This window comes from Shinella sp. NM-101, assembly GCF_021401195.1.
Classification (GTDB): domain Bacteria; phylum Pseudomonadota; class Alphaproteobacteria; order Rhizobiales; family Rhizobiaceae; genus Shinella.
On sequence record NZ_JACBFT010000002.1, the window covers coordinates 510,772 to 524,004 of the forward strand.

The 13,233-nt window shown below is 66.6% G+C and carries 14 protein-coding genes; 7 read left to right on the forward strand and 7 right to left on the reverse strand.

Features of this window, described 5'->3' with window-relative positions; genetic code table 11:
• Positions 1–33 precede the first annotated feature (33 nt).
• From L0976_RS06325 to L0976_RS06335, 3 genes are all read left to right on the forward strand, one after another.
• The gene (locus L0976_RS06325; RefSeq protein ID WP_234186559.1) at positions 34–1,518 is read left to right on the forward strand and encodes a mannitol dehydrogenase family protein; all 1,485 of its coding nucleotides are present in this window, start codon (positions 34–36) and stop codon (positions 1,516–1,518) included.
• A gap of 77 nt (positions 1,519–1,595) precedes the next feature.
• Positions 1,596–2,288 (forward strand): HAD family phosphatase, encoded by a 693-nt coding sequence (locus L0976_RS06330; RefSeq protein WP_203315923.1) that lies wholly within the window; start codon positions 1,596–1,598, stop codon positions 2,286–2,288.
• Positions 2,288–3,871: an FGGY-family carbohydrate kinase gene (locus tag L0976_RS06335; RefSeq protein WP_234186560.1), complete on the forward strand. Its 1,584-nt coding sequence runs from the start codon at positions 2,288–2,290 to the stop codon at positions 3,869–3,871. The genes L0976_RS06330 and L0976_RS06335 overlap by 1 nt, the downstream gene beginning before the upstream one ends.
• 296 nt (positions 3,872–4,167) lie before the next feature.
• Here L0976_RS06335 and L0976_RS06340 read toward each other — a convergent pair whose 3' ends face one another.
• Positions 4,168–4,962: a response regulator gene (locus tag L0976_RS06340; protein WP_203315921.1), complete on the reverse strand. Its 795-nt coding sequence runs from the start codon at positions 4,960–4,962 to the stop codon at positions 4,168–4,170.
• A 158-nt stretch (positions 4,963–5,120) separates the two neighbouring features.
• Between L0976_RS06340 and L0976_RS06345 the strand changes: the two genes are divergently transcribed.
• The 3 genes from L0976_RS06345 to L0976_RS06355 all read left to right on the forward strand — a co-directional run bounded on the left by L0976_RS06345 (position 5,121) and on the right by L0976_RS06355 (position 7,501).
• Positions 5,121–5,309 (forward strand): NepR family anti-sigma factor, encoded by a 189-nt coding sequence (locus tag L0976_RS06345; RefSeq protein WP_203315920.1) that lies wholly within the window; start codon positions 5,121–5,123, stop codon positions 5,307–5,309.
• 7 nt (positions 5,310–5,316) lie between these two features.
• Complete coding sequence (locus tag L0976_RS06350) at positions 5,317–5,871, forward strand: RNA polymerase sigma factor (protein WP_203315919.1); 555 nt, start codon at positions 5,317–5,319, stop codon at positions 5,869–5,871.
• A 124-nt stretch (positions 5,872–5,995) separates the two neighbouring features.
• On the forward strand, positions 5,996–7,501 hold the full coding sequence (locus L0976_RS06355) for a sensor histidine kinase (RefSeq protein WP_234186561.1): 1,506 nt from the start codon (positions 5,996–5,998) through the stop codon (positions 7,499–7,501).
• Positions 7,502–7,546: 45 nt separating this feature from the next.
• On the opposite strand, the gene L0976_RS06360 is transcribed toward L0976_RS06355, so the two are convergent.
• From L0976_RS06360 to L0976_RS06385, 6 genes are all read right to left on the reverse strand, one after another.
• Positions 7,547–7,978, reverse strand: a complete 432-nt coding sequence (locus tag L0976_RS06360) for a hypothetical protein (protein ID WP_234186562.1) — start codon at positions 7,976–7,978, stop codon at positions 7,547–7,549.
• A 65-nt stretch (positions 7,979–8,043) separates the two neighbouring features.
• Complete coding sequence (locus tag L0976_RS06365) at positions 8,044–8,442, reverse strand: DUF883 family protein (RefSeq protein WP_203315916.1); 399 nt, start codon at positions 8,440–8,442, stop codon at positions 8,044–8,046.
• A 124-nt stretch (positions 8,443–8,566) separates the two neighbouring features.
• The gene (locus tag L0976_RS06370) at positions 8,567–9,355 is read right to left on the reverse strand and encodes a heme ABC transporter ATP-binding protein (protein ID WP_203315915.1); all 789 of its coding nucleotides are present in this window, start codon (positions 9,353–9,355) and stop codon (positions 8,567–8,569) included.
• A gap of 4 nt (positions 9,356–9,359) precedes the next feature.
• The gene (locus L0976_RS06375) at positions 9,360–10,475 is read right to left on the reverse strand and encodes a FecCD family ABC transporter permease (RefSeq protein ID WP_370643595.1); all 1,116 of its coding nucleotides are present in this window, start codon (positions 10,473–10,475) and stop codon (positions 9,360–9,362) included.
• The gene (locus tag L0976_RS06380) at positions 10,462–11,412 is read right to left on the reverse strand and encodes a hemin ABC transporter substrate-binding protein (protein ID WP_203315913.1); all 951 of its coding nucleotides are present in this window, start codon (positions 11,410–11,412) and stop codon (positions 10,462–10,464) included. The genes L0976_RS06375 and L0976_RS06380 overlap by 14 nt, the downstream gene beginning before the upstream one ends.
• Before the next feature lie 41 nt (positions 11,413–11,453).
• Positions 11,454–12,500, reverse strand: coding sequence for a hemin-degrading factor (locus L0976_RS06385; RefSeq protein WP_234186563.1), 1,047 nt, complete (start codon positions 12,498–12,500; stop codon positions 11,454–11,456).
• Positions 12,501–12,708: 208 nt separating this feature from the next.
• Here L0976_RS06385 and L0976_RS06390 point away from each other — a divergent pair, with 208 nt between their 5' ends.
• A complete protein-coding gene (locus L0976_RS06390) occupies positions 12,709–13,140 on the forward strand; it encodes a hypothetical protein (protein ID WP_234186564.1) in 432 nt (143 codons plus the stop codon).
• Positions 13,141–13,233: the final 93 nt, after the last annotated feature.

The window sequence follows — 13,233 nt, forward strand, 5'->3', positions numbered from 1 at the left end:
AGAAAAGACCGGATAGACCGGAAGGACTGGACCATGACCACGAAACTGTCGCTCGCCAATCTCAAGGAAATCGCCCGGACGGCAAGCGTGCCCGCCCATGAGCGCGGCAGCCTTGCGGCCGGCATCGTCCATTTCGGCGTCGGCAATTTCCACCGGGCGCACCAGGCGGTCTATCTCGACGACCTTTTCAATCTCGGCCTCGACCATGACTGGGCGATCATCGGCGCGGGCGTCCTGCCCTCCGATGCGGCGATGCGCGACAAGCTCGCGGGCCAAGATTTCCTGACGACCGTGGTCGAGCAGGACAACAATCGTTCCGGCGCGCGCGTCACGGGCGCGATGATCGACTATCTCGCCCCCGGCAATGCGGCGGCGACCATCGCCCAGCTCTCGGACCCGGCGATCCGCATCGTCTCGCTGACGATCACCGAGGGCGGCTATTTCATCAATCCGGCCTCCGGCGTCTTCGATCCGACCCATCCGGCGATTGCCGCCGACGCCGCCGATCCGGGCAACCCGAAGACCGTCTTCGGCCTCATCCTTGCCGGGCTCAAGGCACGCCGGGAGAAGGGCATTGCGCCCTATACCGTCATGTCCTGCGACAACATTCCCGGCAATGGCGAGGTCACGCACGCCGCCGTCTCCGGCCTTGCCCGCCTTTCCGATCCGGCGCTCGCCGACTGGATCGACGCCAATGTCGCCTTCCCGAACGGCATGGTCGACCGGATCACGCCCGCGACCGGCCCGCGCGAGATCACCATCGCCGCCGACGACTACGGCATCGACGACGCCTGGCCGGTCTTCTGCGAGGAATTCAAGCAATGGGTGCTGGAGGATCATTTCCCGCAAGGCCGCCCGGCGCTGGAAAAGGCCGGCGTCCAGTTCGTGCCGGACGTCGCGCCCTACGAGCACATGAAGATCCGCATCCTCAACGGCGGCCATGCGGCCATTGCCTATCCGGCGGCGCTGCTCGACATCCATTTCGTGCACGAGGCGATGGAGGACGCGGACATCCGCGCCTTCCTCGCCAAGCTGGAGCGGGACGAGATCATCCCCGTCATCCCGCCCGTGCCGGACACCAATCTTGACGATTATTTCGCGCTGATCGAGCACCGCTTCCTCAACCCGAAGATCGGCGACACGATCCCGCGGCTTGCCCAGGACGGCTCGAACCGCCAGCCGAAATTCATCCTGCCGTCCACCGCCGACCGGCTTTCGCGCGGCGAGGACGTCATCGGCCTGTCGCTGGTCTCGGCGCTCTGGTGCCATTATCTCGCCGGCACGTCGGACAGCGGCAAGACCATCACTTTCAACGACCCCAATATCGACCGCATCCATGCGGCCGCCAAGGCCGCGACGAGCGATCCCTTCGCCTTCCTCGAACTCAAGGACATCTTCGGCACGGTCGCCGCGTCGGACCTCTTCCGCGCGCGCTTTGCCAACGCCCTTGCATCCCTCCAGCAGTTCGGAACGCGCGCGACGCTCAAGCGCTACCTGGAAGACCGGCTCGCAAACTGAGGAGACCGTGCAGGCGGGGCTTTTCATCGCGAGGGCCAGCCAGTACCAACGGGGGCCTGAAAACGGAACGGAACGCCATGGCCGCCAAAGCGACAGAACTGGTCATCTTCGATTGCGACGGCGTGCTGGTCGACAGCGAGCCGATCTCGATCACCGTCCTCGTCGAGGCGCTCGCGGCGGCGGGCGTGGCGATGAGCGAGGCGGAAGCGCATGACCGCTTCCTCGGCCGCAGCCTGCAGAGCATGTCGGAAATCCTGCATGATGAATACGGCCTTGCCATAGACGCGGCCTTCCTGGATGCGATGCGCAGGGTGCTCTACGAGCGGTTCCGCGCCGAATTGCAGCCGATAGAGGGCATCGCCGAGACTGTCGACGGGCTCGGCATCGCCCATTGCGTCGCCTCGTCCAGCCAGCCGGAGCGCATCCGGCTGTCGCTTTCCGTCACCGGCCTCATCGATCGTTTCGAGCCGAACATCTTCAGCGCCAGCATGGTCGCGCACGGCAAGCCGGCGCCCGATCTCTTCCTGCATGCCAGTGCCGTGATGGGCGTGGAGCCGGCGCGCTGCGTCGTGGTGGAGGATAGCCCGGCCGGCATCGTGGCGGCGAAATCCGCGGGCATGCGGGTCGTCGCCTTCACCGGCGGCTCCCATGCGCGCACGCCGCAGCACCGACAAACCCTGCTGGCCCTCGAACCCGACGCCCTGTTTGACGACATGCGGGAATTGTTACAGTTTGTCCGCAAAGAAAAGGTCGACGGGAAAGAGCATTGATGCGCGATCTGATCGTTGCGGTGGACATCGGCACCGGCAGTGCCCGTGCCGGTGTGTTCGACCGGAGCGGTGCGCTGCTCGGGCGTTCCGAGCATCCGATCGCCATGCGCCGGCCGAGTGCGGACCATGCCGAACACGATTCCGAGGAGATCTGGCGCGCCGTCTGCGTGGCGGTCAGGGCCGCCTGCGCCGCCGCTGGCGCGAGCGCCGCGCGGGTCGCCTCGCTCGGCATCGACGCGACGTGCTCGCTGGTCGTGCGGGACAGGGCGGGAAAGCCCCTTGCCGTGTCCGGCGGCGAGGAGGCGCGCTGGGATACGATCGTCTGGCTCGATCATCGTGCGCTGAAGGAAGCCGATGTCTGCACGGCGACGGAGCATCCGGTGCTCGCCCATTCCGGCCGGGTCATGTCGCCGGAAATGGAGATGCCGAAGCTCATGTGGCTCAAGCGGCACCGGCCGGAGCAATGGGCGAAGGCCGGCTATTTCTTCGATCTCGCCGACTTCGTCACCTGGCGCGCGACGGGCTCGAACGCCCGCTCGCGCTGCACGATGGCGGCCAAGTGGAACTATCTCTCCCATGACGAGAAGCCCTGGAGCGAGAGCTTCCTGAAGGCGCTGGGGCTCGAGGACGTGCGCGAGCGGGGCTCGCTGCCGGAGACGACCCTCGCGGTCGGCGATGCCGTCGGGCGGCTGACCGCGGAGGCGGCACTCGACCTTGGCCTCGATACGGGCTGCGTGGTCGCGGCAGCCCTCATCGACGCGTATGCCGGTGCGCTCGGCGTGCTCGGCTCCTTCGCGGCCGAGCCGGAGACGCTGGAGCGGCAGCTCGCGCTGATCGGCGGCACGTCGAGCTGCATCGTCGCCTTCTCGCGCGAAAGGAAGTTCGGCTTCGGCATGTGGGGGCCGTATTACGAGGCGGTGCTGCCGGGATGGTGGCTGGTGGAGGGCGGGCAATCCGCGGCGGGCGCCCTGCTCGACCATGTCGTGCGCACGCATGGCGCCGGCGGCGAACCGTCCGCGGAGCACCATGCGCGCATCGCCGCGCGCATCGGCGAGATGCGGGTCGAGGAAGGCGAGGATTTCGCCGCGCGACTGCATGTGCTGCCGGACTTCCACGGCAACCGCTCGCCGCTCGCCGACCCGCACGCCCTCGGCGTGATCAGCGGGCTGGCGCTCGATGCGTCCTTTGACGGGCTCTGCCGGCTCTATTGGCGAACCTCGGTGGCCATCGCGCTCGGTATCCGCCACATCCTCGAAAAGCTCGGCGAAAGCGGATATGCGCTCGATACGCTTCACGTCGCCGGCGGCCATGTGCGCAATCCGCTGCTGATGGAGCTTTACCGCGACGTCACGGGTCGCCGCGTCGTGGTGCCGGATACCGGCGATGCGGTGCTGCTCGGAACCGCCATTGCCGCTGCCGTCGCCGGCGGCCTCTACCCGGACCTGCCGGCTGCGGGCGCGGGCATGTATCCCGGGGGCACCGCATTCCTGCCCGATGCGCGCCGCAAGGCCGGCTACGACCGGGACTATCGCCGGTTCCTCGCGCTCTATCGCCACCGGGCGGAGCTTGAAGCGATCGATTGACGATTGCAAAAAAAATCCTCGGCCGGTGGAACCAAATGGCGTGCGGCGTGTTTTTAGCTCGTCACCGGTCTGCGCATATCCCCCAGATGCGAGGCCCTCGACCGGTGATCGACCACGACACCGTGTCCCCCTCCGGTCCGTGGATACTCAAGCAGCCAGTGCCTCCCCGGCGCTGGCTGTTTCTCTTTGTGGACCCGGCAATATCGGCAATATCAGGTGGACAAGCAAAGACGGCGGTGGGCGTGCCGTCCCACCGCCGCCAGCCGCGCCGCCGCTGCGGCTATCCGGGAGCGAGATCAGGCCGCTGCGCGGGTCTGCGGCGTAAAGAGAAGGGCCTGGTTGATCAGCACCTTCACCTGTTCGGGGTTGAAAGGCTTGGAGACGAGGAAGGCCGGTTCCGGCCGCTCGCCCGTCAGGAGTTTTTCCGGGTAGGCGGTAATGAAGATCACGGGAATGGTCGTGCGCGAGAGGATCGTGTTGACGGCGTCGATGCCGGAGGAACCGTCCGCGAGCTTGACGTCGGCGAGCACGAGGCCGGGGCGGCTATCGCTCCACAGCGTCTCGGCTTCTGCCTGCGTGCGGGCGATGCCGGTGACCCGGTGGCCCATGCCGCTGACCATATGGGCAAGGTCGAGCGCGATCAGCGGTTCGTCCTCGATGATCATGATGCCCGTCTCGGCCTGCGCGGCGATTTCCGCGAAGGCGGCGTCGAGCAGCGTGCGGATGGCGGTTTCTTCTGCTTCCAGGATGTCGGCCGTCTGCTCGACCGAAAAGCCCTCGACCGTCGCCAGCAGCAGCGCCTGGCGGCCGAGCGGGGGAACGTCGGACAGATCGAACGGCGCTTCCGCACCCGGGACGATGGCGCCCGCGCCGCCGCTCATCGACAGGGGCAGCGAGGAGATGATACGGCTGAGCAGGCCGAAGAGCCTTGCCTTGTCATCGTCGCATTCCAGCATTGTGACGGGGTCTATGAGAATGGTTTCGAGCGTGGCGGCCACATAGGCGTCACCGGAGGATTGGGTTCCCGTCAGGGCGCGCGCGTAACGGCGCAACGCCGGGAGGTGCGGCCCGATGCGGTCGGAAATCGGCATGATATGTTCCCCGTTCTTAATTTGTTGCAATCGCAGTTGACGGTTTGAACGCGGAAGCCAAATTTAGGTTCCAGAGCATGGAACTTTTTTTGGCAGGAGGCATTTCCACGGCGAAATCACCATTCGGGGGCGGGAAACAGAAATGAAAGTGGCCAAGAGTGAATAGCTTAGAAAAACAGACGGACGGGAGAAAGACTCCCAAGGGTGCCGACGACCCAAATGCACAGATCGCGACGAAGCTTCGCGCCTTCTATCATTCCGTGCAGGACGAGGCGCTTCCCCAGAGGTTCCTGGATCTTCTCGAAAAATTGGACGCTGTCGAAAGCAGCGTTCAACGGGCCGAGTGAGGATGTGATGGACCAGGGACAGACCACTTTCAAGCGTGAGTTGCTGGCGGTACTGCCGAGCCTTCGCGCCTTCGCCATCTCCCTGATCGGCCGCCACGACCAGGCCGACGACCTCGTGCAGGACACGATCATGAAAGCGTGGGCCAAGCAGGAGCAGTTCGAGATGGGCACGAACATGAAGGCATGGCTCTTCACGATCCTGCGCAACGAGCTCTACAGCAAGCTGCGCAAGCGTGGCCGCGAGGTTCAGGATTCCGACGGTATCTTCACCGAGAACCTCGCGCAGCATCCCTCGCAATACGGTTCGCTCGACATGCAGGACTTCAAGAAGGCGCTGGAAAAGCTGCCGGACGAGCAGCGCGAGGCGATCATCCTTGTGGGGGCGTCGGGCTTTTCCTATGAGGAGGCGGCGGAGATTTGCGGTTGCGCGCTCGGTACGATCAAGAGCCGCGTGAACCGCGCCCGCCAGCGCCTGCAGGAGCTTCTGCAGGTCAGCGGTGAAAGCGACTACGGTCCCGACGCGGTGTCGGCGCCGATCACGTCGCGCGCCTTCGCATCCTGACGGACACGCCAGGCCGTCCGCCGTTACGGCGGACGGCGAGAAGATTGAGGGGAAACAGACGTGATTGCCACCGTCCTCGCGTGTTGCGGGTGAAAACGGGCACGGAATCGCGTACCGGAAAAGCATGAAGGATAACATTCAGCCATTGCCGTCCGATGTTGCCGCGGTTCTGGGGGCGCCGAAGCGTCTTGCGGCGCTCGACGCCGCCATGCCGATGTTCCTTGGGCCGGACCCTGATTTCGACGATATCGCCGCCCTTGCCGCCGCGCTCTTTTCCGCACCGATTTCCCTCGTCACCATTCTCGGCCGCACGGACCAGTGGTTCCTGGCGCGACAGGGCACGCCGGAAATCCGGGCGCCTTCGGAGGATTCCTTCTGCGCGCGCATGATCGCGCTGGGCGGCGGCAAGCCGCTTATCCTGGCCGACGCCCGCGCGGACAGCGATTTTTCCAAGCTGCCCAGCGTCACGGACGAGCCGCACCTGCGCTTTTATGCGGGGGTGCCGATCATCGCCGACGGGGAGGCGATCGGCACGGTCTGCGTCTTCGATACGAAGCCCCATGCACGCACCGCGCCTGATCTCCTGCCGCGGCTGGAGCGACTCGCCTCGCTCGCCGGCTCGCTGATCAAGCTGAAGGAGGAGGCGCGGCGGCGCATGTTGGCGGCAGAGGCTCTCTCGCGTGATGAAAAGCGCCATGCGCTGGCGCTCGATGCGGCCAATGTCGCAAGCTGGCTCTGGGAAATCCCGACCGGCGTCGTTGCCGGCAACGAGATCTTCTACCGCATGCTCGGCGTCAAGCCGGCCAGGCCGATGAGCGCGCGGAAGTTCTTCGCGGCGGTGCATCCGCTCGACCGCAAGGCGACCATAGACCACCTGCGCAATGCGCTCGCCTCGGGCAAGGAATATGACGGTCTGTTCCGTGCGGCCAAGTCCGGCCGCTGGCTGCTCGGCCGCGGCCGCGTGCACGAATGGGATGCGGACGGCCGCCCCTCCGTGTTCCTCGGCATCAACGTCGATGTCACGGACGGGCAACTCGCCTCCGAGCGCACGCGGCTTTTGCTGCGCGAACTGAACCACCGGGTCAAGAACACGCTCGCCATGCTGCAATCGCTGGCCCGCCAGACCCTCCGGCAGACGAGCGATCCCGTCGAGTTCATGGATGCCTTCGCGGGACGCCTGCAGTCGCTCTCCGAGGCGCATGGCCTGCTCAGCGATCACGAATGGGGCGTCATCCACCTGAAGATGCTGCTGCAGAAGCAGATCATGCCCTATGCGCTCGACTACGACAGCCAGGTCGAGATCCACAAGGACGAGGTGGAACTCGGGCCGGACCAGGCGGTCGGTCTCGGCCTGGTGCTGCACGAACTCGCCACCAATGCCCGCAAGTACGGGGCCCTCTCGGTGCGGAGCGGCAAGGTGGTGATCGCAGCCCGCGTGGTCAGCGAGGAGGGCCAGCGCGTGCTCCACATGACCTGGCACGAGGTTGGCGGGCCGCCGGTGCATCCGGACGGACGGCGCGGCTTCGGCTCGGTGCTGATCGAGCGCAGCCTCGACAAGATTCTCGGCAGCAGCGTGCATGTCGAGTATCTGCCGAAGGGCGCCACCGCTGTCATCCGCATGCCGCTCTGAGCGGCCTTTTCAGGGAATTGCCGTTTCCAGGGAAGTGCCGGGTGATCAGTCGACGCGGCGGCGGGATTTCGGCGCGAGCATGAATCCGAGCGCGAGCGCGACGGCCGTGGCGGCGAAGGGTTTCCTTGAGGCGGCCGTAGCCGCGGCGGCCATCAGGTCACGCCGGGCGGCGAGCTGGTCGCGGCGGATGCGGCGAAGTTCCCGCTCCCGCTTGTTGCGCGCGGCGACGACGGCAAGAACGATGAGCGCCAGGACCAGGAAACCACCGGCAAGGCCGAAGAGGGCAGGGACGGCGCCATAGCGATGGGCGAGTGCCACGGCGGCGCCGACCACCGCCAGCACATAGGCGGTGATGAGGAGGAGGCCGATGAGGACGCCGCCGATCGCGTTGCGCTTGGCGACCTCGACCGTCTCGTCCACCCGGTCGGTGACGCGGGTGACGAGGTTTTGCATGAGAATGGCCCCCAGTGACAGCATGCCGTGTGCTCCGGATGAGATTGCGGGGCCGCCCGGCGGGCGTCCCCTGTCATGAAAGAAGGAAATCAGCGACGCAGCAGGGCGGCGAGAACGAAGCCGGCAGCGGCGGCGACGCCGAGCGTGGTGAGCGGATGATCCTGCACGGCCTTGCGGGCCTTGCGGCCGGAATCCTGGTAGCGGGCCTGGAACTCGGCGAGGATGTCTTCCCCGGCGGCGATCATGTCGCGGACGTCGCTTTCCGCCCGGTCCTTGAGGCCGTGCGCAGCGTCGCTCACGCCGGCCTTGGCGGCGCGGGCCTTCTTGCGGATGCTGCCGGCGCGGCTGGACGCGTCGTCGGCGAGAACGCGGGCGAGCGAGGCGATCTCCTCGCGCAGGTCCGCGATCTGGTCCTCGACGGCCTGCGCATCTTCCTTGAGCCCATCGCGAAGGTTCTTGCTGCGAGACGAAAACATTCCGTTGGCCATGCCGTTTCTCCTTTTAGGGTCGCCCGCGGGCGCGGGCAGAACAGCGCTCCACCCTCTTGGCGGAACGGTCTTTCGGGGCGGGAAACGCGCACTGCGGCAAAAGGTTCCGTAAGGCGCTGGAAAATCAGGCCGAAGCGGTGTGGGGCAGGACGAAGGGCACGCCTGCGGCAGGCACGCCATTGATGCGCATGCGGCAGCCGAAGACGGCCTCCATCGCATCGTCCGTCATCACCTCGACCGGCGGTCCGGCGCGCTCGATGCGCCCGCCCTTCATCATCACCATGTGGTCGGCGAACATGGCGGTGAGGTTGAGGTCGTGCATGACGGCGATCACGCCGCCGCCGCCTTCGCAATAGCGCCGGGCAAGCTGCATGATGGCGAGCTGGTGGCGGATGTCGAGGGCGGAGACCGGCTCGTCGAGCATCAGGAAGCAGGGCTCGCCGTCGAGCATCGGCTCCCAGATCTGCGAGAGCACGCGGGCAAGCTGCACGCGCTGCTGCTCGCCGCCCGAAAGCTCCTGGTAGAAGCGGCCGGCGAAGCCCGCGAGATCAACGGCGGCCAGCGCGTCTGCGGTAATGGCATCGACGCGCTCGGCGTGGCGGTTGGGGCCGACGGTGAGGCCGAGGCGGACGATCTCGCGCACGGTGAAGGGAAAGGCGATGGTGGCGGCCTGCGGCAGCACGGCACGCTTGATGGCGAGCTGCCAGGGTTCGAGCGCGCGGATGTCGTGGCCGTTGATGGCGATGTCGCCCTTGCTGGCCAGTTCCCCGGCGATCGCCTTCAGCGTCGTCGTCTTGCCCGAGCCGTTGGGGCCGACGATGGCGGTGAGCGCGCCGGCCTTCGCCTGGAGCGACACGCCGTGCACGATGGTCTTGCCGGACAGGCTGACCGTGAGGTTCCTTGCGGTGATCATGGTCCTACCAGCCGTTGCGCGTGCGGTCGCGCAGCAGCACCCAGAGGAAGAAGGGCGCGCCGGCAAGCGCGGTGATGATGCCGATGGGCAGTTCGGCGGGGGCGACGAGGGTGCGCGCCAGCATGTCGGCGCCGAGCATCAGCACGCCGCCGAGCAGCGCGGAGGCCGGCAGCAGGTAGCGGTGGTCCGGGCCGATGACGATGCGCAGGAGATGCGGCACGACGATGCCGACGAAGCCGATGCCGCCGCTGACGGCGACCGAGGCGCCGACCGCGCCCGCCACGGCGACGACGGCGGTGTATTTCAGCCGCTGCACCTTCACGCCCATGTGAAAGGCGGCCGCCTCGCCGAGCGTGATGGCGTTCAGCCCGCGCGACAGGAACGGCACGACGAGAAGGGCGATGAGGATGATCGGGCCGGCGGCGAAGAGCTTCACCCAGGTCATGCCGGAGAGCGAGCCGAGGCCCCAGAAGGTGATGTCGCGAAGCTGCTTGTCGTCGGCCATGTAGATGAGGATGCCGGTGACGGCGCCGGCGAGGGCGGCGATGGCGATGCCGGCAAGGAGCATCGTGGCGACGGAGGTCTGTCCGCCGCGCGTGGCGATGCGGTAGAGCAGCAGCGTCGTGAGGAGGCCGCCGACGAAGGCGGCGAGCGGCAGCGCATAGGCGCCGAGCGCCAGCATGACGCCCGCGGGCAGGGCGCTGCCGAGCACGATCATCAGCACCGCGCCGAGCGCGGCGCCGGAGGAGATGCCGACGAGGCCGGGATCGGCGAGCGGATTGCGGAAAAGCCCCTGCATGACCGCGCCGGACATGGCGAGCGCCGCGCCGATGAGGAAGCCGAGCAGGGCGCGGGGCATGCGGATGTCGAAGACGATGATGCGGTCGCGCATGCTGAGCGCAGTGTCGTCGGCGCCGGTGAGGAGCGCGCCGATGACATTGACGGCGGAGGCATCCGAGGCCCCGGTTGCCACCGACAGGGCGAGCGCGACGGCCGAGAGGATGACGAGCACGACCAGCGTCAGGCGTGCGATCGCCGTCCGGTCGCCGGCCGTCGTGCCGGAGCGCATCAGAAGGGAACCACGCGCAAACGGATTGCGCACGGCATCATTGAGAGACATTGCCGGGCTTGCCGTAGAGTTCTTTGTTGAGGTCGCTGATGGCGGAGGCGGTGCGCGGGCCGAAGCCGAGCAGGTGCAGGCTGTTCATGCGCAGGATCGCCTTGTTCTGGCCGGCCGGCGTCACGGCGATTGCCGGATGGGCGAGGACTTCCTCGTCCGTGCTGCCGGCGCCGGGGCGCGTCATGACCATGACGACATCGGGCTTTGCGTTGATGACCGCCTCGTCGGTGAGGGGCTTGTAGCCTTCGAAGGTACTGTCGGTGGCGTTGACCGCGCCGGCAAGGCCGATGATGCCGTCCGCCGCCGTATGGTTGCCGGCGGCCATGATGCGGCCGTTCTGGAAACTGAGGACGAAGAGCACGCGCTTGCGCTGGTCCGCCGGTCGCTTGGCGGCGTCGGCGATGGCGGCGTCGAGTTCCGCGCCGACCTTGTCCTCCAGCGCCTTTGCCTTTTCCGGCACGCCGAGGAAATTGCCGACGACATCGATCTTCCGGAGGATCGCGGCGCGGTCATAGCCTTCCGGCACGGTCTCGAAGGGGATGCCGGCGCTCTTGAGCACGGCCAGCGCATCGGCCGGGCCGCTGCCTTCGACGGCGAGGATCGCGGTCGGGTTGACGGCGATGACGCCTTCCGGCGAGAGGGCGCGCATGTAGCCGACGTCGGGCAGCTTCATCGCCTCCTCGGGATACATGCTGGTGGAATCGCGCGCGACGATCCGGCCGCCTTCGCCGAGCGCGTAGACGATTTCCGTCACCGCGCCGCCGATCGTCACGAGCTTGGAGGTATCGACCTGCTGCATTTCCTGCGCGACGGCCCTGCGGATGAAGCCGCCGTCGCCGTGGGCGACAAAGGGCACCAGAAGCGGCGCGGAAAGCGCAAAGACGGTGAGGGCCACTTCCCACGGGCGGGCGCGGCGGAGGTCGAAGCTCTTGCTCATGGTCGTGGTCCTTGGATCGTGATCCCTGGTGGCATTCGTCTTCAGGCTGCGGCGCTGTCGGGGCGCGGCAGGCTGCCGAGGATTTCGCGCCAGTCGGTGCGCTCGCTCATGCCTTCCTTCCGCTTGCCGAAGAACTGGACGATCATCTCGCCGCTCGCGTCATAGGCTTCGAGCGAGGTGACGTGGCCGTCCGAGGTCGGCTTGCGGACGACCCAGCACTCGGCGATGTGGTCCGTGCGCAGGTGCATGTGGAAGGTCGGGTCCATGACGTTGATCCACGGGCCCATCGGCTGGATGTTCTTCACCGGACCGGTGTGGATCTGGATCGTGCCGTGGTTGCCGACGAAGCACATGATGTCGGCCTCGCGCTCGGCGGAGGCGCGGAGCAGCGCGGTAACGGAATCGGCACGGACCTCGTGGGCGAAATCCTCGCCGACGCTGCGCACGGCGTCCTGGCGGGCGATCTTCAGCTTGCGCAGCATGCCGAAGAACTGGTGCGTGTCCGTCATGGCGCTCCAGCTCTCGCGCAGCGCCGCGACGTCGACAGGCCCGGTCTCCACGGTCTTTTCGGAGACGACCTCGACGAATTCCTGCGACTGGTCCTCCAGGCGGAAGTCGGCTACGATGGCCTCGTAGGCTTCCAGGCTGGAGGCCGGGCGCAGGTGGACCTTGTGCACGGCGTTGCCGGCCTTGTCGAAGAACTGCAAGCTCCGGCGGACCTGGTCGCCGTCCGTCTTGGTCACGGCGAAGCCATGCGCCCAGACGCCGGGGAAGATGCGCAGGTCGATGTTCTCGCCGAGCACGATGGAGGCGTGCTTGCCGGTGTTGATCTTCTCGAACACGCCGATCTTCTCGTGCACGACGCTTTCGTTGCGGGTGAGCGCCATGACCTCGCCGAGCGCTTCGGAGCGCTCCAGGAACCGGTTGGCGTCGCCGTCGATGCGGATGGCCGTCAGGCCGACCTCGGCCGCGACCAGGGCCGCCTCGGAAATGCCGAGCTGGGCGGCGATGTCGCGCTCGCGCATCTTGGGGTTCTCGGCGCGGAATGCGCGGATCTCGGCGGGGGTGGGTCGGGTCGTGTTGGTCATGGCGCGGCCTTCATCCAAATGCTCGATGCCACTTTCCGCGGCTCTCCGCGCACTTGATTTTCCAAGCGAAACAGAGGTTTGACGGGGAATTTGGCGTTTCTATCTTGACTTGCTTACTCATATTTATTTATACGCGCAATACCGGTGCCGTAAAGTCATGTTAATTCTTTGTGAGGCTGCCGGGGCGGAATTTCGAACAGGCGAGGCCATGACCGTGCGCACCATTTTTCTCTCGTCGATGCTTGCCGTCGCTGCCGCGAGCGGCGCCGCCGCGCAGGAGGCCGCCGCGGCCAAGGGGCTCGTTGTCGAGCTCAATGCGCTTGCCGGTTCGCAGAAGGGCTGCCTCTTTACCTTCGTCGCCGAGAACGGCTTGGCGCAGAACATTTCGAAGGTCTCCTTCGAATTCGTCATCTTCAACGACAAGGGCACTGTCGAGCGCCTGGCGCTGCTCGATTTCCGCGACCTGCCGGCGGGCAAGTCCAAGGTGCGCCAGTTCGATGTGCCGGGCATCAAGTGCGAGACGGTGAAGAACCTCCTGATCAACGACGCGCCGGTCTGCGAGGGCGAGGGGCTCGACAAGGGCCGCTGCATGGACGGCATCGTCACGCGCAGCAAGGCGTCGGCGGGTCTGGAAGGCTGAGGCGAGTGGCGCGCCGCATGATGCGGGCAGCGCAAGAAACGCAATGACGGGTGTAGTACGATGGCTGGAAGCAAGTGGCTCTGGATCGGTGCG

What these genes read in the sequence shown, in the direction of transcription:
- L0976_RS06325 (WP_234186559.1), top strand. Translation starts at nt 34, where the DNA reads ATGACCACGAAACTGTCGCTCGCCAATCTCAAGGAAATCGCCCGGACG.
- L0976_RS06330 (WP_203315923.1), top strand. Translation starts at nt 1,596, where the DNA reads ATGGCCGCCAAAGCGACAGAACTGGTCATCTTCGATTGCGACGGCGTG.
- L0976_RS06335 (WP_234186560.1), top strand. Translation starts at nt 2,288, where the DNA reads ATGCGCGATCTGATCGTTGCGGTGGACATCGGCACCGGCAGTGCCCGT.
- L0976_RS06340 (WP_203315921.1), bottom strand. Translation starts at nt 4,962, where the DNA reads ATGCCGATTTCCGACCGCATCGGGCCGCACCTCCCGGCGTTGCGCCGT.
- L0976_RS06350 (WP_203315919.1), top strand. Translation starts at nt 5,317, where the DNA reads ATGGACCAGGGACAGACCACTTTCAAGCGTGAGTTGCTGGCGGTACTG.
- L0976_RS06355 (WP_234186561.1), top strand. Translation starts at nt 5,996, where the DNA reads ATGAAGGATAACATTCAGCCATTGCCGTCCGATGTTGCCGCGGTTCTG.
- L0976_RS06360 (WP_234186562.1), bottom strand. Translation starts at nt 7,978, where the DNA reads ATGCTGTCACTGGGGGCCATTCTCATGCAAAACCTCGTCACCCGCGTC.
- L0976_RS06365 (WP_203315916.1), bottom strand. Translation starts at nt 8,442, where the DNA reads ATGGCCAACGGAATGTTTTCGTCTCGCAGCAAGAACCTTCGCGATGGG.
- L0976_RS06370 (WP_203315915.1), bottom strand. Translation starts at nt 9,355, where the DNA reads ATGATCACCGCAAGGAACCTCACGGTCAGCCTGTCCGGCAAGACCATC.
- L0976_RS06375 (WP_370643595.1), bottom strand. Translation starts at nt 10,475, where the DNA reads ATGTCTCTCAATGATGCCGTGCGCAATCCGTTTGCGCGTGGTTCCCTT.
- L0976_RS06380 (WP_203315913.1), bottom strand. Translation starts at nt 11,412, where the DNA reads ATGAGCAAGAGCTTCGACCTCCGCCGCGCCCGCCCGTGGGAAGTGGCC.
- L0976_RS06385 (WP_234186563.1), bottom strand. Translation starts at nt 12,500, where the DNA reads ATGACCAACACGACCCGACCCACCCCCGCCGAGATCCGCGCATTCCGC.
- L0976_RS06390 (WP_234186564.1), top strand. Translation starts at nt 12,709, where the DNA reads ATGACCGTGCGCACCATTTTTCTCTCGTCGATGCTTGCCGTCGCTGCC.